The following is a 19,789-nucleotide window of genomic DNA, read 5'->3' on the forward strand; positions in this document are numbered from 1 at the left end:
GCATGGTGGTTCCCGGATTTAAAGTAGTCATGGCCTTAAGTGTCGTCACCCTGCTGACGGCTTGCGACGAGAAAAAACCCGTGCAGGAATACCTGCCACGGGTGTTCGTGCAAGTCGTCAAGCCGGCCGATTACGCGGTCCCGGTTACCCTCACCGGTGATATCCAGGCCCGGGTACAGACGGAGCTGTCTTTCCGCGTGGGTGGCAAGATCATCCAGCGCTCGGTCGACGTCGGTGATCGAGTGACCGCCAAGCAAGTGCTGGCCCGGCTCGACCCCAAGGATTTGCAGACCAATGTCGATTCGGCCCAGGCGCAAGTCGTCGCCGAGCAGGCGCGGGTGACGCAAAGTGCGGCGGCGTTCGTGCGTCAGCAAAAATTGCTGCCCAAGGGTTACACCAGCCAGAGCGAATACGACTCGGCCCAGGCAACCTTGCACAGCAGCCAGAGCGCCCTGAGCGCTGCCAAGGCGCAGTTGGCCAATGCCAAGGATCAGTTGAGCTATACGGCGCTGATCGCCGATGCACCGGGGATCATTACCGAGCGCCAGGCGGAAGTCGGCCAGGTGGTGCAGGCGACGATGCCGATCTTCAGCCTGGCCCGTGACGGCGACCGGGATGCGGTGTTCAACGTCTACGAATCGCTGCTGGCCGAGAAGCCGAGAGATCACACCATTGTCCTCAGCCTGGTCGATAACCCTGCGATCAAAACCACTGGCACCGTACGCGAAATCACCCCGGCGGTGTCGGCGCAATCCGGAACCGTGCAGGTCAAGGTCGGCCTCGACAAACTGCCCGACGGCATGCAGTTGGGGTCGGTGGTGAGTGCCACGGCCAGCGGATCGGGCAAGTCGGTCATCGAGTTGCCGTGGTCGGCGCTGACCAAAAACATCAGTGCCCCCGCTGTCTGGATTGTCGACGACAAGGGCAAGGCCCAATTGCATTCAGTCACGGTCGGCCGCTACCTGACCGGCAAGGTCATCATCAGCGGCGGGTTGAAGGACGGGGACAAAGTCATCATCGCCGGCGGACAACTCTTGCACCCGGACATGGAAGTCGAAATTGCCGAAAACACTTACAAGGATCTGACGTGGGGAGCCAAGCCATGAAGCCTTTATGGGCGTTGTCCATCGGGCTGGTGCTGAGCGCCTGTTCCAAAAACGAACCGCCGCCGGCGCCGGTACGGCCGGTGTTGTCGATCAAGGTCCAGACCTTGAGCGAAGAGGACCTGGGCCGCTTCGCCGGCAGCATCCAGGCGCGTTATGAAAGCAATACCGGCTTCCGCGTGGGCGGGCGAATCGCCAGCCGTAACGTCGATGTCGGCGCCGCGGTGGAGAAGGGTACGCTGCTCGCCACCCTCGACCCTTCCGACCAGCAGAACCAATTGCGTTCGGCCCAGGGTGACCTGTCGAAAATTCAGGCGCAACTGATCAATGCCAAGGCCAGTGCCCTGCGCCAGCAAGCCTTGTTTGATCGTGGGGTCGGCGCGCAAGCGCAACTCGACGAGGCCAACACGGACCTCAAAACCACCCAGGCCTCCCTCGATCAGGCCCGGGCGGCCGTCAACCAGAGCAAGGACCAACTGGGCTACACCGAGCTGCGCGCCGATCATAAAGCCGTGGTCACCCAGTGGAGCGCCGAGGCCGGGCAAGTGGTAACGGCCGGTCAGCAAGTGGTGACTCTGGCGCAACCGGACATCAAGGAAGCGGTGATCGACCTGCCCGATACCCTGGTCGATCAACTGCCCAGCGATGTGGTGTTTCTGGTCGCTGCGCAGCTGGATCCGAGCATCAACACCACCGCCATCATCCGTGAAATCGAACCTCAGGCTCAAAGCGCCACACGCACCCGTCGCGCCCGCCTGAGCCTGGCTGAAACACCAGATGGCTTTCGCCTCGGCACAGCCATCAGCGTCACCCTGAGCTCGGCGATCAAGCCGCGTATCGAGTTGCCTGTCACCGCGCTGCAGGAGGTCGATGGCAAGCCACGCATCTGGGTGATTGATGCACAGAGTAAAACCGTCTCCCCCCGTGACATCACCGTGATCAGCCGTACCGACAGCACCGTGGTGCTGGCTGGCGGCGTGAAGAACGGCGAGCGGGTGGTCAGTGCCGGTGTGAACAGCCTCAAGCCGGGGCAACCAGTGAAAATCGACGAGGACAGTCAATGAAAGGGCCTTTCAACCTCTCGGAATGGGCCCTCAAGCATCAGTCGTTCATCTGGTATCTGATGTTCGTCGCGTTGTTGATGGGTGTGTTCTCGTATTTCAACCTGGGGCGCGAAGAAGACCCTTCGTTCACCATCAAGACCATGGTGATCCAGAGCAAATGGCCGGGGGCGACCCAGGAGGAAACCCTCGAACAGATCACTGACCGGATCGAGAAGAAGCTCGAGGAGCTCGACTCCCTCGACTATGTGAAAAGCTACACGCGCCCCGGCGAATCGACGGTGTACGTGAACCTGCGCGACACCACCAGTGCCAAGGACATCCCGGAAATCTGGTACCAGGTGCGCAAGAAGATCAACGACATCAAATACCAGTTCCCGCAAGGCATACAGGGGCCGTCGTTCAACGACGAGTTCGGTGACGTCTTCGGGTCGATCTACGCCTTCACCGCCGACGGCCTGACCATGCGTCAGTTGCGCGACTACGTGGAACAGGCCCGCATGGAAATTCGCGGCGTGCCGGGGCTGGGCAAGATCGAAATGGTCGGCCAGCAGGACGAAGTGCTGTACCTGAACTTCTCCACGCGCAAACTCGCTGCGCTGGGCATCGATCAGCGTCAGGTGGTGCAGAGCCTGCAAACCCAGAACTCCGTGACCCCGGCGGGTGTCATCGAGGCCGGGCCGGAGCGGATTTCGGTGCGCACTTCGGGGCAGTTCGCTTCGGAGAAAGACCTGGCCGAGGTCAACCTCAAGCTCAATGACCGCTTCTATCGTCTGGCCGACATTGCCGAAATCAGCCGCGGCTACGTCGATCCGGCCTCGCCGGAATTCCGCTTCAACGGCAAACCGGCCATCGGCCTGGCGATTGCCATGCAGAAGGGTGGCAACGTCCAGGCGTTCGGCAAGGCTCTGCACACCCGTATCGACGAGTTGACCGCCGACCTGCCGGTCGGTGTCGGCATTGACAACGTCTCCGACCAGGCCGTGGTGGTGGAGGAGGCCGTTGGCGGCTTTACCAGCGCGTTGTTCGAGGCCGTGGTGATCGTACTGCTGGTCAGCTTCGTCAGCCTTGGCGTGCGTGCCGGGCTGGTGGTGGCGTGCTCGATCCCGTTGGTGCTGGCGATGGTGTTCGTATTCATGGAATACAGCGGCATCACCATGCAGCGGATTTCCCTCGGTGCACTGATCATCGCCCTCGGTCTGCTGGTGGACGATGCGATGATCACCGTGGAAATGATGGTTACGCGTCTGGAGTTGGGTGAGACCAAGGAGCAGGCGGCGACCTTCGCCTACACCTCCACGGCGTTCCCGATGCTCACCGGTACGCTGGTGACGGTGGCGGGCTTCGTGCCGATCGGCTTGAACGCCAGCTCGGCCGGTGAATACACCTACACCCTGTTTGCGGTGATTGCCTGCGCGATGTTGGTGTCGTGGGTGGTGGCGGTATTGTTTGCGCCGGTGATCGGCGTGCACATTCTCAGTACCAACGTGAAACCCCATGAAGGCGAACCCGGGCGTATCGGCAAGGCGTTCAACGGCGGGCTGCTGTGGTGCATGCGCAATCGCTGGTGGGCCATTGGCATCACCGTACTGTGCTTTGTACTGGCGGTGTTCAGCATGCGCTACGTGCAGAACCAGTTCTTCCCGTCTTCGGATCGGCCGGAAATCCTGGTGGACCTGAACCTGCCGCAAAACGCCTCGATCGACGAAACCCGCCGGGCCGTCGATCGCCTTGAAGCCACGCTCAAGGACGATCCGGACATCGTGCGCTGGAGCACCTACGTCGGCCAGGGTGCCATTCGTTTCTATCTGCCACTGGACCAACAACTGCAAAACCCGTTCTACGCGCAGTTGGTGATCGTCAGCAAAGGCCATACCCGTGAGGCCATGATGCAGAAGCTTCGCGAGCGCTTGCGCAACGACTTCGTTGGCATCGGCAGTTATGTCCAGGCACTGGAAATGGGCCCGCCGGTAGGGCGTCCGATCCAGTACCGGGTCAGCGGCAAGGACGTCGACCAGGTGCGCCGACATGCCATCGACCTGGCCACTGAGCTGGACAAGAACCCGCACATTGGCGAGATCATCTACGACTGGAACGAACCGGGCAAAGTGCTGCGGATCGACATCGCTCAGGACAAAGCGCGGCAGTTGGGGTTGTCTTCGGAGGATGTGGCCAACCTGATGAACGGCATCGTCAGCGGCCAGTCGGTGACCCAGGTCGATGACGACATTTACCTGATCAACGTGGTCGGTCGCGCGGTGGATTCCGAACGCGGTACGCCGGAAACCCTGCAGAACCTGCAAATCGTCACGCCGAGCGGCACGTCGATTCCGCTGCTGGCGTTCGCCACGGTGCGCTACGAACTGGAGCAGCCGCTGGTGTGGCGTCGCGATCGCCTGCCGACCATCACCATCAAGGCAGCGATACGCGACGAGATCCAGCCGACGGACCTGGTGAAAATCCTCAAGCCGTCCATCGACGATTTCGCTGCCAAATTGCCGGCGGGCTACAAGGTCGCCACCGGTGGTACGGTGGAGGAAAGCGGTAAGGCCCAGGGACCGATTGCCAAGGTTGTGCCGCTGATGCTGTTCTTGATGGCGACCTTCCTGATGATCCAGCTGCACAGCGTGCAGAAGCTGTTCCTGGTGGCCAGCGTTGCGCCGCTGGGGCTGATCGGCGTGGTGATCGCGCTGGTGCCTACCGGTACGCCGATGGGCTTCGTGGCGATCCTCGGGATCCTGGCGCTGATCGGTATCATCATTCGCAACTCGGTGATCCTGGTGACCCAGATCGAGGAATACGAGCTGAAGGGCTATGCACCGTGGGATGCAGTCGTGCAGGCCACCGAACATCGGCGCCGGCCGATCCTGCTGACCGCGGCGGCGGCGAGCATGGGGATGATCCCGATTGCCCGGGAAGTGTTCTGGGGGCCGATGGCCTACGCGATGATCGGCGGGATCGTTATCGCCACCTTGCTGACGCTGCTGTTTTTGCCGGCGCTGTATGTGGCCTGGTACAAGATTCGCGAGCCGAAGAAAGAGGTGCAGTAAAGGCGAGCGCTTCGCGCTCTATTCGCGAGCAAGCCCGCTCCCACATTTGGAATGCATTCCCCTGTGGGAGCGGGCTTGCCCGCGAAGACGTCAGCACAACCACCGCAAATCTGCGGGCTTTACACCTTGCGCCAGACACTCGCCAACCAAGGCTGCTGCTCCCGCGGTAGCCCTGTCGGCCGGTAGTAATGCTCCAGCTCCACAAACCCCGCCTCGATCAACAAATGCTGCCAGGCCGCCAGGTCGTGATACGACCCATAACGCGGCCCGTTCCAGCCTTCCTGATTGTCCCCACGAGGATTGGAACTGAACAACACGCCACCCGGTTTCAACGCTCCCCACAACTGCTTCAACACCCGTGGCAACTCCTGACGCGGAACATGAAACAGCACCGCGTTGGCAAAGATCCCGTCGAAGCGTTCGGCCGGCAGATCGAGCTTCAGGAAATCCTGCTGCCAGACCTCGCAACCACTGTCCTCACGGGCCATCTGCGCGAGTTTTTCCGAACCGTCGAGGCCGACAGCCCTGTGGCCCATGCGGGTGAAGGTTTGCAAATCCCGACCCGGCCCGCAGCCGAAATCGAGAATGTCGAAAGGCGCATCGCCCTGAATGTGCCGCAGCAGGGCATCGATGTTCTGGCTGACGTCGTGATCGCGGGTGCCTTCACGGAAGTCTTCGGCCACTGCGTTGTAATGGCCCAGGGTGGTGGCGGTGATCTGTTCGAGGTCGTCGGGCGTCTGTTTCATTGTCGGGCTGCGCGGGCAATAGAGATTTGGCCAATATACGCCATCAGGTTGGGGGCTGCTTCGCAGCCATTCGCGAGCAAGCCCGCTCCCACATTTAACCGAGTCGAACAAATGGTTTGTGTTCGCCAGAGATCAGATGTGGGAGCGGGCTTGCTCGCGAAAGCTGCATCACTGATAACGGATGACTAGAGCCTGACTCAACTTTTTTTCATCCCCAGACATTCAATGGAGTGATCCACCATCGCCTTGGCAATCTCCAGCAAATGCCAGATCGAGTACACCATCGCACGGTCGGCGCCCTTGAGTTGATCGCCACACTGATACGCCGTGACCGAAGCACAGCGCAGCAGATCGGCCACATACAACTGGGTGTCTTCAAAACTCACGTCTTTGCTGACGTTGTAGAAGCGCATTTCATCGGGCGGTGCGGGTTGCTTGCCGGTGAGGTAGAAATCGATGGCCCGATAAAGCACGGAGCGATCTCTGAGCGGGTCTTCGGTGATGGTTTCGTTGTCGGGATTTTCGGGAGGCGGATCGGGTACGGATTTTTCCATGAGTGTTGCTCCTATTGCTGCATGGGAGCCATCACTTATCGCCTACTAAACGATTGGGTGGCGGCTGTACGCAGGTTAGTAGGCCGGTCAATAGGAAAACCGGTGCACCCGAAGGTGCCCCACGCACAGCCACCATATTCTGCATGCGGCAAAATTTGCCGGACATGAGCATGGAATCGCTATGCGCCTATTGTTCCGGGCTACTAAACCCGATCACTGATGAGCAGTGACGGACCGAGACTAGCCACCGGTTTTGGCAGGCGCAAGCGAGCGAAATGATCTAGGAAATGTCCTGCAAAGGAAAGGGAACGGACCTTCGGAAACGCTGATTTCTTTGTACGAAATATCGCCAGGATCGCCACTCGTGTAGGAGCGAGCTTGCTCGCGAAAAACCTGAGGGCGCCACGGGGAATCTGGCTTCCCGCGTTATCGTTGACCTCCATCGCGAGCAGGCTCGCTCCTACAGAGCTACCGCTTGTTGAGGCCCCGCGCCAACCGATCCCCACCGAGCTGAATCACCGCCACCAACGCCACCAGCAACACAATCACCGTCAACATGATCTGGCTATCAAACCGCTGATACCCATACCGATAGGCAATGTCCCCCAGTCCACCGGCGCCAATCGCCCCGGCCATGGCCGAGGAGTTGATCATCGTCACCAGGGTGATGGTGAACCCTCCAACAATCCCCGGCAGCGCTTCCGGCAACAACACATGCCAGACGATGTGCCAGCGCCGGCAGCCCATGGCTTGCGCCGCTTCGACCAAGCCGTGGTCGACCTCGCGCAAGCTGACTTCGGCAATGCGCGCAAAGAAAGGCGTAGCGGCGATGGTCAGCGGCACCACGGCGGCCCACACGCCGTAAGTGGTGCCGACGATGAGCCGGGTGAACGGAATCAAAGCGACCATCAGGATCAGGAAAGGCACCGAGCGGAACAAGTTCACGAATGCGCCCAAAGCGCGGTTCAGCGCTGGCGCTTCGTAGATGCCGCCCTTGGAACTGGTGACCAGGATCACTGCCAGCGGAATGCCCGCCAACAGCGCGATCAACGACGACACGCCGACCATCAGGAAGGTGTCGATAAAGCCCTGCAGCAAGCGATCAAACCACATAACCCAGTACCTCCACCTGTTGCGCCCAATGAGAGGCGCGCTGACACAACTCCTCGGCATCGAGGGACGAGCCGGTCACCGCCAGCAGCAGTTGCCCAAGCGCATGGCCCTGAATCCGTTCCACGCCGCCTTGCAACAAGCGCACGCGGCCTCCGAGGGCGCTGAACAGTGCCGCCAGATCCGGTTCGTCGCGTTGGCTGCCGGTGAACTGCAAGCGCAGGACCACAGCGGCGTCGCAGGCATTCGATTGCGCCAACAGACGGCTTTGCAGTTCTTGCGGCAAAGCGTGTTGCAACGGCGCCAGCAATGTCTTGCTGACCTCATGCTGTGGATTGCCGAACACTTCCCAGACCGGGCCTTGCTCGACGATTCTCCCGTGCTCCAGCACCACCACCCGGTCACAGATTTCACGGATCACCGCCATCTCGTGGGTGATCAGCACAATGGTCAGGCCCAGGCGTTGATTGATCTCGCGCAGCAGGCCGAGAATCGACTGCGTAGTCTCCGGGTCCAGTGCCGAGGTGGCTTCGTCACACAGCAGGATTTGCGGGTCATGCACCAGCGCCCGGGCAATGCCCACGCGCTGTTTCTGCCCGCCGGACAACTGCGCCGGGTAAGCCTTGTGTTTGGCCTGCAAACCCACCAGTTCCAGCAGTTCACGGACTTTGCGCTCGCGTTGTTCCTTGGGCACGCCAGCGACTTTCAACGGCAGTTCGACGTTCTGCCAAACGGTCTTGGCCGACATCAGGTTGAAGTGCTGGAAGATCATGCCGATGCGCCGCCGCAGCGCCACCAGTCGGTCTTCGTCGAACTCGCCGATGTCCACTTGATCGATCAGCACCCGACCGCTGCTTGGCTGTTCCAGGCGATTGATGGTGCGGATCAGCGACGACTTGCCGGCGCCGCTGCGGCCGATGATGCCGAACACTTCGCCGCGCTGGATCGCCAGGTCGATGCCGTGCAACGCGGCCACCGGTCCTTGCTGGCCGTTGTAGGTTTTACCCAGGCCGATGAAGCGTACGTGGGCATGGTTGAGTTCGGGATGCAGCTCAGTGCGCTCTGCGCTTTGCGGCTCTGGAATCTCCAGTCGCCGTTGGATGGCGGCGGTCATGCTCAGCTTTCCCAGCCGGCTTGATAGAGCTTGCCGTGGGCTTTATCCAGTGCGGCGCGCACAGCCGGTGAGTGCTGGTAGATGTCGACGAACTTGATCAGGCGCGGGTCGGTTTTGCTCTTGGGCTGGATCACGAACTGAATCACGTACTCCTTGTGATCGAGGCCGTCGAACAGCAGCGCGGAGCCCGCGTCGAAGGTTTTCGACAAGCGAATGTAGGCCGGGTAGCCCTGCACCAGATCGGCATCGTCATAGGCACGTACCAGTTGCACGGCTTCGACCTGGAGGATCTTGATGTGCTTCGGGTTGGCGATGATGTCTTCTTCGGTGGCCTTGTAGCCGACGCCGGGCTTGAGGGTGATCAGACCGGCCTTGGCCAGCAGCTGCAAGCCACGACCGCTGTTGATCGGATCGTTGGCGATGGCCACGCTGGCGCCTTGGGGCAGTTCGTCGAAGCTTTTGTATTTCTTCGAGTAGAGGCCGACGTTGTTGATGATCCCCGGCGCGAACGGCACCAGATCGAAACCTGATGCTGCCTTGGCGTTTTCCAGGAACGGGATGTGCTGGAAGTAGTTCACGTCGATGTCGCCGGCGGCGAGGCTGACGTTCGGCGCGATCCAGTCGGTGAACTCCACCAGTTCGACCTTCAGGCCTTGTTTGCCGGCTTCTTCGACCGCTGCTTCCAGGGGGATGGCGAAGGCGGCGGTGGTGCCGATTTTCAGCGGGGCGTCGGCGGCGAAGGTCACCGAGCTGAACAGGCCGAGGGCCAGGGCCAGTGCTTTGACTGGGTGGGAGAGGTAGTTCTTTTTCATGATGAGTTATCCAGTCAGTGCATTAAATTTGTGGTGTCTGTTCGGGCCTCTTCGCGAGCAAGCCCGCTCCCACAGGGGAATGCATTCCAAATGTGGGAGCGGGCTTGCTCGCGAAGCTTTTAGCGGCGGTAAGCCGAACCGGTATGTTGCTCAGGCAAAAACGCCTCCCGCTGAAACAGCTTTTCGCGCAAGGTCCCGTCGTCGTACGCGGTCTTGTAAGAGCCCCGCCGTTGCAACTCGGGGATCACCAGTTCGATGAAGTCCTCATAGCTTTCCGGCGTGACGATGCGGGTCAGGTTGAAGCCATCCAGCCCGGTTTCGGCGATCCACGATTCCAGTTCATCCGCCACTTGCTGCGGTGAACCGACCACGGTGATGTAGCGACCGCCCAGGGCGTGTTGTTCGAGTAATTTGCGTCGGGTCCAGTCGTTGTTTTGCAGGTGTTTGGTGGCGGACTGGATGGCGTTGCTCTTCACGTACTGGATCGGCTCGTCGATTTCGTACTGAGAAAAATCGATCCCGGTGGACGCCGAGAAGTGCGCCACGCCGGCCTCGGCACTGGCGTAGCTCAGGTACTCGGCGTGCTTGGCCCAGGCCAGCTCCTCGGTGGCGCCAACGATCACGTTCAGGCCCATGAACACCTTGATGTCCTCGGGATTGCGCCCGGCTTCGACGGCGCTGGCGCGCACCTTGTCCACCTGCGCCTTGGTCGATGCCTTGGTCTGGCCACTGATGAACACGCACTCGGCATGTCGCCCGGCGAACAGCAAACCGCGATCCGAGCTGCCGGCCTGGAACAGCACCGGCGTGCGCTGGGGTGAGGGTTCACACAGGTGATAACCCTCGACCTGATAGAACTCGCCCTTGTGCTCGACCTTGTGCACTTTGTCCGGCTGCGCGTAGATCCGTTGCCGTGGATCGTTGAGCACCGCGCCGTTTTCCCAACTGCCTTCCAGGAGTTTGTAAAGCACCTCCAGGTACTCATCGGCCTGGTCATAGCGGCGGTCATGCTCGACCTGTTCGCTCAGACCCATGGCCTTGGCGGCGCTGTCGAGATAGCCGGTGACGATGTTCCAGCCGACCCGCCCACGGCTCAGGTGATCCAGGGTCGACAGGCGGCGGGCGAACAGATACGGCGCTTCGTAGGTGAGGTTGGCGGTCAGGCCGAAACCGAGGTTTTTCGTCACCGCCGCCATGGCCGAGACCAGCAGCAGCGGGTCGTTGACCGGCAACTGGATCGACTCTTTCAACGGCACGTCCACCGAGCTCTGGTAGACGTCGTAGACCCCGACGATGTCGGCGATGAACAGGCCGTCGAACAGCCCGCGCTCCAGCAGCTGCGCCAGTTCGGTCCAGTACTCGAGGGTGTTGTAGAGGGTTGATGTGTCGCGCGGGTGCGTCCACAAGCCGTGATTGATGTGCCCGATGCAGTTCATGTTGAACGCGTTGAGCAAGATCTTCTTTTTCGCGGCGGTCATCAAATGGTCCCCCGCAGTGGCGGGTTTTCATCGTTGAGGTAGTAATTGCCGACAGCGTGGTACTTCCAGCGCACCGGGTCGTGCAGGGTATGCACCCGGGCGTTGCGCCAGTGGCGATCCAAGCTGTGCTCAATCAGGGTCGCCTGGCTGCCGGCCAGTTCGAACAGTGTGCTGCCGGCGGCCAGGGAGATTTCGGTGCTGAGGGCGCGTGCTTCGGCGACGGCAATCGAGGCGGCCGCGACGGTCTCGGCATTCGTGTCGGCCTGGGCCTTGTCGAGGAGTTCACCGGCACGTTCCAGCAGCGCCTCGGCGGCGTGCAGGCGAATGCTCAGGTGGCCGAAGCTCTTGAGGGTCAGCGGATCGTCCGTGGCGTTTTCGTGGGTGGCGTCGATCCAGGGCCGGGTTTTCGTGCGCACGAAATGCAGCGCATCTTCATACGCGGCGCGGGCGATGCCGGTGTCGATGGCGGCATGGAGAATCTGCGCCAGCGGGCCGACCGGAGTCGGGCGCTCGAAAGCGCTTTGAAAGGGGATCACATCTTCGGCTGCGACGTAGACATCTTCGAACACCACCGAACCGCTGCCGGTGGTGCGCTGGCCGAAGCCGCTCCAGTCGTCGATCACGCTCAGGCCCTTGCTGTTGCGCGGGACGAACGCCAGTTGCTGCACGCCGTTTTCATCCACCACCGAGGTGGGAATGCGCTGGGCGTAGATCGCGCCCGTGGCGTAGAACTTGCGACCGTTGATGCGATAGCCGCTACCGTCGCGAGTCAGGCTGGTGACGCGATCGTGTGCGGTTTTGGTGCCGAGTTCGGCCAACGCATTGCCGAAGCGTTGCCCGGCCAAAACCTCGGCGTACAGGCGTTGCTTCTGCTCGTGGCTGCCGTTCACCCGCAGTACTTCGAGGGCATAGAAATGGTTCTGCGGGATCTGCCCCAGAGAGCCGTCGGCCCGGGCGATCAAGGCGATGACCTTGGCCAGGGTGACGTTGGAAACACCGGCGCCGCCATACTCTTTTGGCACGCTGATGCCCCACAGGCCCGATCGGGAAAACACTTCCAGTTCCGGGTGTGGCAAGCGGCGTAAACGGTCGCGTGTGGCGCTGTCGCGTTTGAAGTCTTCGGCAAGGTCGCTGGCGACGATCAGCGCTTGTTCATCGCTGGCGATGACCGCGACGTGGTGAGAACTTGTCATGTGTTTCTCCAGATGTCTGGTCGTCAGATCCAGGAATGGCGATTAGGCAGCGTGCCGTTGAGGCGATAGGCGCCGACCGCGTGATACTTCCAGCGCACCGGGTCGTGCAGGGTGTGCACCCGGGCGTTGCGCCAGTGGCGGTCGAGGTTGAATTCGGCGAGGGTCGCGCGGCTGCCGGCCAGTTCGAGCAGCTTTTCGCTGGCCAGCAACGAAATCTCGGTGGTCAGCACTTTGGCTTCGGCCACGGCAATCGAGGCGCGGGCGGCGGACTCGGCGGTGAGTGGTGCGGCGCTGACGTCATCGAGCACTTGCCCGGCCTTGCGCAGCAGTGCTTCGGCGGCGTGCAGTTCGATTTTCAACCTGCCGATATCGGCGATCACGTACAGGTCATCACTGGCCCGCTCGACCTTGGCGTCGATCCATGGCCGGGCGCGGGTTTTCACGAAGTCGATGGCGTCGTCGATGGCGCCTCGGGCGATGCCGGCGTCGATGGCCGCTTGAATCAGCTGCGAGACGGCACCCTGGATGTTCGGCGTGTCGTTGATCCGCCAGTTATCCACCACCAGTTCGGGATCGGCCTGCACGTTGTTGAGCAAAATCGTGCCGCTGGCGGTGGTGCGCTGACCAAAACCGGACCAGTCATCGACAATGCGCAATCCCGGTGTGCCACGACGGATGAACGCCAGCACCTGCTTGCCATCGTCGTTCAACGCTTTGACCGCAACCCAATGAGCGAACAGTGCGCCGGTGGAATAGAACTTCTGGCCATTGACGACGCCGTCAGCGGTGATGCGCGCCTTCAGTTCCAGGGTGTTTTTGGTGCCGCGTTCCGGCCCGGCATTGCCGATGCGCCAGCCTTCCAGGACGCTTTTGAACAGTTGTTGTTTCTGCGCTTCGGTGGCGCTGCCGAGCACCAGGTTAAGAATGCCGAACTGGTTTTGCGGGATCTGCCCAAGCGCCGGGTCGGCGGCGGAAATGATCGCGAAGACCTCGGCCAGGGTGACGAACGAAACCTGCGGGCCACCGTACTCGCGGGGGATGGAAATGCTGCCCAGGCCGCTGCGGGTGAACTGCTCGATTTCCGACCATGGGAGCTTGCGCTGCTGGTCTCGTTTGGCTGCTTGCAGGCGGGCGACTTGCGCCAGTTCGTGGGCCGCCTTGATGGCTTGAGCGTCGTTGCGCAAGATTTGTGCGGGCAACAATAACGGGGCGATGTCCAGGTCACTCTGGACGATTGCATCTGTCAGACTGGACATCAGTGCCGCTCCTTGGCTGCACGCAATGCCCTGGCGATCTGCACTGGGGTGATTGTGTTCCGGACCATACCTACCTCACATCTTATGGAAGCGCCGCTTGTGGCAGCGCATGAAAACAAGGATGTCCGGTGGTCCGGTGTATATACCCTAAACGTGTATAAATATTTTATGAACTAACTTTTAGGAATATAGATAGAAGGGTGTTCTCGAGGGAGAGCGCAATCCCTGTGGCGAGGGGGCTTGTCGGATCGCCGCACCGTCCCGTTCGACTGCGCAGCAGTCGCAAAACCTTTCTCCACGATTTATTTGAATGGACTCAATTGCAGGGTTTTGGGGGCGCTTCGCACCCCAACGGGGGCAAGCCCCCTCGCCACAGAAGCGGTGTTCATTGCCTGCGGGGTTCGGCGGCCTTGAGCACTTTTTTCGGGGGGACTTTCAGATAAGGATTGGCGCAACCGATTTTCAGCGTACGGGCTGGCGCCCAGCGGGAGTTGTTTCCCACCCGGTCGAGAATGCAGTACGTCACTTCCAGCCGCAGGTCTTCACCGGCTTCGAGGATGATGGCCGGCGGTATCCAGACCTGAATCGGCTGACCCACATCGACGGCCTTGAGCCGTGGCAGATCCATGCGCACATCGCCCCAGCGCAGGGTGATTTCGTCGTCGACGGCCATGTTCAGATACGGCTCGATGGTCAAGGGAACACCGCGCTTGACCTGGCTCGGATTGACCCCCTGACGGCGAATCGCCTCGGGAATGCTCACCGGTGCCAGGCACTGGTTTTCATCGCCGCACAGTGCGGAGGGTTGGCCACCTGGGCAGTCGAGTTTGATCTGCACGTTTCGGCTGGCCGAAATCACCGGGTCTCGACCCACCTGCATGACCCGGTAGTGAATGCGCGAGGTCCCGTTGGCGACAAAACTTTCAGGCACCCGCAGCTGCACCGGTTGGCCGACATCGCTGGCCGTCAGCACGCGGGAGGCCACGTAGCAGCTGTCCCAGAACAGTTCGATCAGGTCGCCTTCGTCCATGGCGGGGTAGGGCGCCACATCGATCAGCAGGTGCGCCGCGCAAGTGACGTTGATGCCGGTCTTGTTGGATTGCGCCAGGGTCGGGGCCACAAGCCCGGATTTGTTCGAGGTGCTTTTCATGAAGTCTCCTTGAAGTCTTGCAGCGAAGTCCGTTTCTGGGAATTCAAAAACTAAATATCGAACAGCAAAACCATTCATTACTTTTAATTGAAATAATGAGTTTTGGCGTGAAGAGTGATGTTGGTCGGAGACTAGATAAGAGTCAGGGGGAGCAAGTGTCAATGAGATTTATTAGTTGTGGGTGATGCGTGATGTTATTCAGAAAGTTCCTACGGCGCAAAGTAAGTAAACCATGCCGCTGCGTCGAATTTGTCCGCTGAAAGTGGCTGAAGCCGGGCGGATCGGCTGGCGTTGTTGGCCAGGTGCTGCGAAAGGAACATGGTGGAGGTAGGGGGGGAATTGTTGCGATGCATATATATGTACCGCGCGCGCGTACAAAATATGTATATAGAATAGATGGATTTAGTTTGGTATTGATGAGGTGTTTTTTTTCGGGGGTGTCACTTCCGTCCATGGAAGATGACCATTGTTGAGCAGGGTTGTTAGTTGTGGGCGTTATTCAGAAACTTGCTGAGAAACTGTTTTGTCCGCTCCTCTTTCGGGTTGGCAAACAATGCCTTCGCTTCGCCTTGCTCGACGATCACACCCTTGTCGAAAAACACCACCCGGTTGGCCACGTCCCGGGCAAAGCCCATTTCGTGGGTAACGATCACCATGGTGCGCTTCTCTTCGGCCAGGCCGCGGATGGTCGCCAATACCTCGCCCACCAGCTCCGGGTCGAGGGCCGATGTCGGCTCATCGAACAGGATCACTTCGGGCTCCATCGCCAGCGCCCTGGCAATCGCCACGCGCTGTTGCTGGCCACCGGAGAGGCGACGCGGGTAAGCGTCCTCCTTGCCCGCCAGGCCGACCTTGGCCAAGAGCTTCTTACCCAGGGCAACGGCGTCGGCATGTGGGGTCTTCTTGACCACGATCGGGCCTTCGATGACGTTTTCCAGGGCGGTGCGATGGGGGAACAGGTTGAAGTTCTGGAACACGAAACCTACGTGCTGGCGCAAACGCCGCACCAGGCTCTGCTGTTGGTTCAGGGGACGGCTGGTATCGACCTCGATATCGCCGACCTTGATCCGGCCGCTGGTGGGTTCTTCCAGAAAATTCAGGCAGCGCAGGAAGGTGGTCTTGCCCGAACCGCTAGGGCCGATGATCGCGACCACCTCGCCTTCCTTGACCTCAAGATCGATGCCGTTGAGCACGACTTGACCCTTGAACTGCTTTGTCAGTTTTTCCACGACAATCATCGGGTCAGGACTCCTGGTCGTGCCGATTGACCCGCGCTTCCAACTGGTTCTGCAGGTGCGACAGCACCGTGGCCAGGACCCAGTAGATCAGTGCGGCGGCAAGATACATGGTGAAGATTTCGAAGGTGCGGGCGGTGATCAGCTGCGCCTGACGGAACAGTTCCGGCACCTGGATGGTAGCGGCCAGCGCGGTGTCTTTTACCAGCGAAATGAAGCTGTTGCCCAGCGGCGGCAATGCGGTGCGCATCGCCTGCGGCAGGATGGCCCGGCGCAGGGTCTGCGCGCGGGTCATGCCGATACTGGCAGCCGCTTCCCACTGGCCGCGCTCGATGGAGCTGATCGCGGCACGCAGGATTTCACAGGCGTAGGCGGCCATGTTCAGCGAGAAGCCGATCAGGGCCGCTGGCAGCGGATCCAGTTCCAGACCCAATTGCGGCAAGCCGTAATAGATCACGAACAGTTGCACCAGCAACGGCGTGCCGCGAAAGAACGACACGTAGATGCGGGCGATCCAGCTCACCAGTTTGAAGCGCGACAGGCGCATCAGCGCCAGACCGAACCCCATCACCAGGCCGAAAAACATCCCGCCCAGGCTGAGGATGACCGTGTAATACGCGCCCTTGAGCAGAAAGGGCGCGGAGTCCAGTGCGAGTTGAAAAGCTTCTTCCATTATTGAGTGACGTCAGCGCTGAAGTATTTTTCCGAAAGCTTTTTCAGCGTACCGTCGGCGCGCAGCTTGTCGATGGCTTTGTTCACAGCTGCCAGCAGCTCAGGCTCGCCTTTGCGCAGGGCAATACCGGCTTCCTGACGGGAGAACGCATCACCGGCGGCGGTGGTGTCCTTGGCTTTCTTGGCGTATTCGAGCGCGGCCAGGCGGTCGATCAGAATGGCGTCGATGCGGCCGACACGCAGGTCCTGGAACTTGGTTGGATCATCTTCGTAGGTGCGGACGTCAGCCTTGGGCACATTTTCTTTCACCCACTGCTCGTAGTTGGTGCCCAGGCCTACGCCGACTTTCTTGCCAGACAGGTCAGCGGCGGACTTGATGTTCAACTCGGCGGCCTTCTTCGTCAGCACCAGCGCCTGAATACCGGAAACGGTGTACGGCTCGGAGAAGTCATACTTCTTCTTGCGCTCTTCGGAGATGGTCACCTGGTTGATCACTGCGTCCAGGCGCTTGGATTCCAGGGCCGCGAGGATGCCGTCCCATTTGGTCGGTTGCAGCTTGACCTTCACGCCCAGCTCTTTGGCCAGGGCTTCGGAGAACTCGACTTCGAAGCCGGCCAGTTTGCCGTCGGCGTCGACGAAACTGAACGGTGGGTAGGTGCCTTCCAGGCCGACGTTGATCACGCCTTTGTCCTTGATTTGTTGCAGTTGCTCACCGGCAACCGCCTGGCCAATCAGGCCGGCGCTCAGTGCCAGGCCCAGCGAACCCACCAGCAGATTGCGACGTAGTGCGGAAAAATTCATGACAAGCCCCTGTGTTTTCTTATGGAAGACGCTTTTGTGAAAATTTGGCGAAATCGGGAATTAAGCGACAGCGCTATCCTGCCTTAAAGCAGCGTATGCGTCTCTCGAGAAATTCGCCTGTAGCATGACTATATGATGGCGTTTTTAGATTGGAAAATAATAATTAATCTTCTGGTTATTCCACTTTGGAATAGCTTGCGTTTTTACTGTAGGAGCGTGCTTGCACGCGATGGACGTCAACGATAACGCTGGCAACCTGACACCCCGCGGTGCCCTGTCGTCCATCGCGAGCAAGCTCGCTCCTACAGAAAATCCTTGTAGGCAAACAGCGCCGGTGCCCCGCCGGTGTGCAGGAAGATAATCGGCCCCTCGTTGAAACGCTGACGGCCGATACCGTCCAGCAAGCCCGCCATGGCCTTGCCAGTGTAGACCGGGTCCAGCAGCAAGCCTTCCTGGCTCGCCAGCAGTTTCACCGCCGCCAGTGTGCCGGCATTCGGCTCGCCATAACGCGGGGCGAAATACTCATCCCACAGCTCGACCTTGAAAGCCTCCGGCAGGCTGACGCCCAGCAACTCGGCGGTGCGTTCGGCCAGGCCTTGAACCTTTGGTCGCTGATCTTCATCGCTGCGCGAAACCGTCACGCCAATCACTGGCAGATCCGGCAGCGCTTCACTCAAGGCCAGTGCCAGGCCGCTGTGGGTACCGGCGCTGCCCGAGGCCAGGACCACAGCGGCGAACTTCAGGCCGGTGTCCTTGATCTGCTCGGCCAGTTCCAGCCCGGCGCGTACGTAACCCAGGGCGCCCAAGGCATTGGAACCACCGATCGGCACCAGGTACGGCTTCTTGCCGTTGCTGCACAGTCGGTTGGCCAGGGCTTGCAGTTGCTCGTCGGCGTTATCGAGGTTTTCCACCAATTCGACCTTGGCATCGAACAGGTCGAGCAGCAGGCGGTTGCCGTTGCCGGTGTAATTGCTGTCGTCAGTGCCGAGAGGATTTTCCAGAAGGGCTACGCAGCCCAGACCCAACTTTGCGGCAATGGCGGCTGTCTGGCGCACGTGGTTCGATTGCAGCGCCCCCGCCGTGATCAAGGTGTCGGCACCCTGGGCCAAGGCATCGGCGGCCAGGTATTCGAGTTTGCGCAGCTTGTTGCCGCCCATCGCCAGCGGCGTCAGGTCATCGCGCTTGACGTACAGGTCGCGGCCCAGCCAGGTCGACAGGCGTTCGAGTTTTTCCAGGGCGGTGGGCTGACCGAGCAGGTCGAGGCGGTTAAAGCGGGCGAGCTGTTGTTTGATCATGAGTCCGTACTGGCGGTTGAAGATCTCAGGACTATAGGCACGCCCAAAAGCCGGGGCAACCGTCAATCGCTTATAGCCAATCGAACTGAGCACAGCACTATTGGTTCTTAATTTGCCTCGCGACCCTTGCCGTAAAGTAATCGCCGTCAGTGCGGCCAGACAGTCCGGCCGCCCGTGAGGAGTTTTTACCGTGAGTGAGCGTTCCAGCCATTGGCAATTGCAGACCATCGTCAGCCAGCTGCGCACGGCACGTGAACAGTGGCGTGCACAAAACGGCCGGGCCAGCGGCGAGCAGGGCGGTCGCGAATTGCCGTCCCGCGCAGCCATGGCGGAGATTCTCGAAGCACTGTGCGGTGCGTTGTTCCCGATGCGCCTGGGGCCGGTTGACCTGCGCGAAGAGAGCGAAGATTTCTACGTCGGCCACACCCTCGATGTGGCGCTGAATGCGCTGTTGGCCCAAGCGCGGCTCGAATTGCGCTACGCCGCTCGCCACAGTGCCCAGGCCGAGACTGAAGTCGAAGCCAAAACCATCCAGATCATTCAGGACTTCGCCCTCGCGTTGCCAGGGTTGCGCAGCCTGTTGGACACTGACGTGTTGGCTGCCTATCACGGTGACCCGGCGGCGCGCAGTGTCGATGAAGTGCTGTTGTGCTACCCGGGGATTCTGGCGGTGATTCACCATCGTCTGGCCCACCATTTGTATCGCGCCGGGTTGCCGCTGCTGGCGCGGATCAGCGCGGAAATCGCTCACTCGGCCACCGGCATCGACATTCACCCTGGAGCGCAGATCGGCCGCAGTTTCTTCATCGACCACGGGACGGGTGTGGTGATTGGCGAAACCGCGATCATCGGCGAGCGCGTGCGGATCTATCAGGCGGTGACTTTGGGCGCCAAGCGCTTCCCGGCGGACGAAGACGGTCAGTTGCAGAAAGGCCAGCCACGACACCCGATAGTCGAGGATGACGTGGTGATTTATGCCGGGGCGACGATTCTCGGGCGGATCACCATCGGTCAGGGCTCGACCATCGGCGGCAATGTCTGGCTGACCCGCAGCGTGCCGGCGGGCAGCAACCTGACCCAGGCGAATCTGCAGCATGATGATGGGGCGCAGAAGTAGGCCTCTAAATCTCCACTGATTTTTCTGGCCTCATCGCGAGCA

The 19,789-nt window shown here is 60.6% G+C and carries 17 protein-coding genes; 4 read left to right on the forward strand and 13 right to left on the reverse strand.

Annotated elements, in window-relative coordinates:
• The first annotated feature begins 2 nt into the window (after positions 1-2).
• Genes KGB29_RS28130 through KGB29_RS28140 form a run of 3 tightly spaced genes read left to right on the forward strand, consistent with a single transcriptional unit; the run spans position 3 to position 5,214 of the window.
• Positions 3-1,106, forward strand: coding sequence for an efflux RND transporter periplasmic adaptor subunit (locus tag KGB29_RS28130; RefSeq protein WP_057712492.1), 1,104 nt, complete (start codon positions 3-5; stop codon positions 1,104-1,106).
• The gene (locus KGB29_RS28135; protein ID WP_154910745.1) at positions 1,103-2,167 is read left to right on the forward strand and encodes an efflux RND transporter periplasmic adaptor subunit; all 1,065 of its coding nucleotides are present in this window, start codon (positions 1,103-1,105) and stop codon (positions 2,165-2,167) included. Before KGB29_RS28130 ends, KGB29_RS28135 begins: the two co-directional genes overlap by 4 nt.
• Positions 2,164-5,214, forward strand: coding sequence for an efflux RND transporter permease subunit (locus tag KGB29_RS28140; RefSeq protein ID WP_154910744.1), 3,051 nt, complete (start codon positions 2,164-2,166; stop codon positions 5,212-5,214). The genes KGB29_RS28135 and KGB29_RS28140 overlap by 4 nt, the downstream gene beginning before the upstream one ends.
• 119 nt (positions 5,215-5,333) lie before the next feature.
• On the opposite strand, the gene KGB29_RS28145 is transcribed toward KGB29_RS28140, so the two are convergent.
• The 13 genes from KGB29_RS28145 to KGB29_RS28205 form a co-directional block, all read right to left on the reverse strand.
• Entirely contained in the window at positions 5,334-5,960 is a 627-nt protein-coding gene (locus KGB29_RS28145) for a class I SAM-dependent methyltransferase (RefSeq protein WP_150812055.1), read from the reverse strand.
• Positions 5,961-6,157: 197 nt separating this feature from the next.
• Complete coding sequence (locus tag KGB29_RS28150) at positions 6,158-6,514, reverse strand: DUF6124 family protein (RefSeq protein ID WP_154910743.1); 357 nt, start codon at positions 6,512-6,514, stop codon at positions 6,158-6,160.
• Positions 6,515-6,982: 468 nt separating this feature from the next.
• Positions 6,983-7,627, reverse strand: a complete 645-nt coding sequence (locus tag KGB29_RS28155; protein WP_057712488.1) for a methionine ABC transporter permease — start codon at positions 7,625-7,627, stop codon at positions 6,983-6,985.
• Complete coding sequence (locus tag KGB29_RS28160; RefSeq protein WP_154910741.1) at positions 7,617-8,738, reverse strand: methionine ABC transporter ATP-binding protein; 1,122 nt, start codon at positions 8,736-8,738, stop codon at positions 7,617-7,619. Before KGB29_RS28160 ends, KGB29_RS28155 begins: the two co-directional genes overlap by 11 nt.
• A 2-nt stretch (positions 8,739-8,740) precedes the next feature.
• Positions 8,741-9,550: a MetQ/NlpA family ABC transporter substrate-binding protein gene (locus KGB29_RS28165; RefSeq protein WP_057712486.1), complete on the reverse strand. Its 810-nt coding sequence runs from the start codon at positions 9,548-9,550 to the stop codon at positions 8,741-8,743.
• Between the two features lie 119 nt (positions 9,551-9,669).
• Positions 9,670-11,028: an LLM class flavin-dependent oxidoreductase gene (locus KGB29_RS28170; RefSeq protein WP_154910740.1), complete on the reverse strand. Its 1,359-nt coding sequence runs from the start codon at positions 11,026-11,028 to the stop codon at positions 9,670-9,672.
• A complete protein-coding gene (locus KGB29_RS28175) occupies positions 11,028-12,221 on the reverse strand; it encodes an SfnB family sulfur acquisition oxidoreductase (protein WP_154910739.1) in 1,194 nt (397 codons plus the stop codon). The genes KGB29_RS28170 and KGB29_RS28175 overlap by 1 nt, the downstream gene beginning before the upstream one ends.
• 23 nt (positions 12,222-12,244) lie before the next feature.
• Entirely contained in the window at positions 12,245-13,477 is a 1,233-nt protein-coding gene (locus tag KGB29_RS28180; RefSeq protein WP_154910738.1) for an SfnB family sulfur acquisition oxidoreductase, read from the reverse strand.
• Positions 13,478-13,862: 385 nt separating this feature from the next.
• Positions 13,863-14,627 (reverse strand): hypothetical protein, encoded by a 765-nt coding sequence (locus tag KGB29_RS28185; protein WP_154910737.1) that lies wholly within the window; start codon positions 14,625-14,627, stop codon positions 13,863-13,865.
• A 482-nt stretch (positions 14,628-15,109) separates the two neighbouring features.
• A complete protein-coding gene (gene tcyN, locus KGB29_RS28190) occupies positions 15,110-15,865 on the reverse strand; it encodes an L-cystine ABC transporter ATP-binding protein TcyN (RefSeq protein WP_108216113.1) in 756 nt (251 codons plus the stop codon).
• 4 nt (positions 15,866-15,869) lie between these two features.
• On the reverse strand, positions 15,870-16,535 hold the full coding sequence (tcyL, locus tag KGB29_RS28195; protein ID WP_007983131.1) for a cystine ABC transporter permease: 666 nt from the start codon (positions 16,533-16,535) through the stop codon (positions 15,870-15,872).
• Positions 16,535-17,335 (reverse strand): cystine ABC transporter substrate-binding protein, encoded by an 801-nt coding sequence (tcyJ, locus tag KGB29_RS28200; RefSeq protein ID WP_090452489.1) that lies wholly within the window; start codon positions 17,333-17,335, stop codon positions 16,535-16,537. The genes tcyL and tcyJ overlap by 1 nt, the downstream gene beginning before the upstream one ends.
• A gap of 302 nt (positions 17,336-17,637) precedes the next feature.
• On the reverse strand, positions 17,638-18,630 hold the full coding sequence (locus tag KGB29_RS28205; protein ID WP_057712479.1) for a D-cysteine desulfhydrase: 993 nt from the start codon (positions 18,628-18,630) through the stop codon (positions 17,638-17,640).
• 190 nt (positions 18,631-18,820) lie between these two features.
• Here KGB29_RS28205 and epsC point away from each other — a divergent pair, with 190 nt between their 5' ends.
• The gene (epsC, locus tag KGB29_RS28210; protein ID WP_090452493.1) at positions 18,821-19,747 is read left to right on the forward strand and encodes a serine O-acetyltransferase EpsC; all 927 of its coding nucleotides are present in this window, start codon (positions 18,821-18,823) and stop codon (positions 19,745-19,747) included.
• Positions 19,748-19,789 lie beyond the last annotated feature (42 nt).

Source organism: Pseudomonas sp. BF-B-30 (genome assembly GCF_019956305.1).
GTDB classification, from domain to species: Bacteria; Pseudomonadota; Gammaproteobacteria; order Pseudomonadales; family Pseudomonadaceae; genus Aquipseudomonas; species Aquipseudomonas jessenii.

Coding starts and splice junctions, on each gene's coding strand:
- KGB29_RS28160 (WP_154910741.1), bottom strand. CDS start 8,738: ATGACCGCCGCCATCCAACGGCGACTGGAGATTCCAGAGCCGCAAAGC.
- KGB29_RS28175 (WP_154910739.1), bottom strand. CDS start 12,221: ATGACAAGTTCTCACCACGTCGCGGTCATCGCCAGCGATGAACAAGCG.
- KGB29_RS28165 (WP_057712486.1), bottom strand. CDS start 9,550: ATGAAAAAGAACTACCTCTCCCACCCAGTCAAAGCACTGGCCCTGGCC.
- KGB29_RS28130 (WP_057712492.1), top strand. CDS start 3: ATGGTGGTTCCCGGATTTAAAGTAGTCATGGCCTTAAGTGTCGTCACC.
- KGB29_RS28155 (WP_057712488.1), bottom strand. CDS start 7,627: ATGTGGTTTGATCGCTTGCTGCAGGGCTTTATCGACACCTTCCTGATG.
- KGB29_RS28140 (WP_154910744.1), top strand. CDS start 2,164: ATGAAAGGGCCTTTCAACCTCTCGGAATGGGCCCTCAAGCATCAGTCG.
- KGB29_RS28170 (WP_154910740.1), bottom strand. CDS start 11,028: ATGACCGCCGCGAAAAAGAAGATCTTGCTCAACGCGTTCAACATGAAC.
- KGB29_RS28205 (WP_057712479.1), bottom strand. CDS start 18,630: ATGATCAAACAACAGCTCGCCCGCTTTAACCGCCTCGACCTGCTCGGT.
- KGB29_RS28180 (WP_154910738.1), bottom strand. CDS start 13,477: ATGTCCAGTCTGACAGATGCAATCGTCCAGAGTGACCTGGACATCGCC.
- tcyN (WP_108216113.1), bottom strand. CDS start 15,865: ATGATTGTCGTGGAAAAACTGACAAAGCAGTTCAAGGGTCAAGTCGTG.
- KGB29_RS28150 (WP_154910743.1), bottom strand. CDS start 6,514: ATGGAAAAATCCGTACCCGATCCGCCTCCCGAAAATCCCGACAACGAA.
- KGB29_RS28185 (WP_154910737.1), bottom strand. CDS start 14,627: ATGAAAAGCACCTCGAACAAATCCGGGCTTGTGGCCCCGACCCTGGCG.
- KGB29_RS28135 (WP_154910745.1), top strand. CDS start 1,103: ATGAAGCCTTTATGGGCGTTGTCCATCGGGCTGGTGCTGAGCGCCTGT.
- KGB29_RS28145 (WP_150812055.1), bottom strand. CDS start 5,960: ATGAAACAGACGCCCGACGACCTCGAACAGATCACCGCCACCACCCTG.
- tcyJ (WP_090452489.1), bottom strand. CDS start 17,335: ATGAATTTTTCCGCACTACGTCGCAATCTGCTGGTGGGTTCGCTGGGC.
- tcyL (WP_007983131.1), bottom strand. CDS start 16,535: ATGGAAGAAGCTTTTCAACTCGCACTGGACTCCGCGCCCTTTCTGCTC.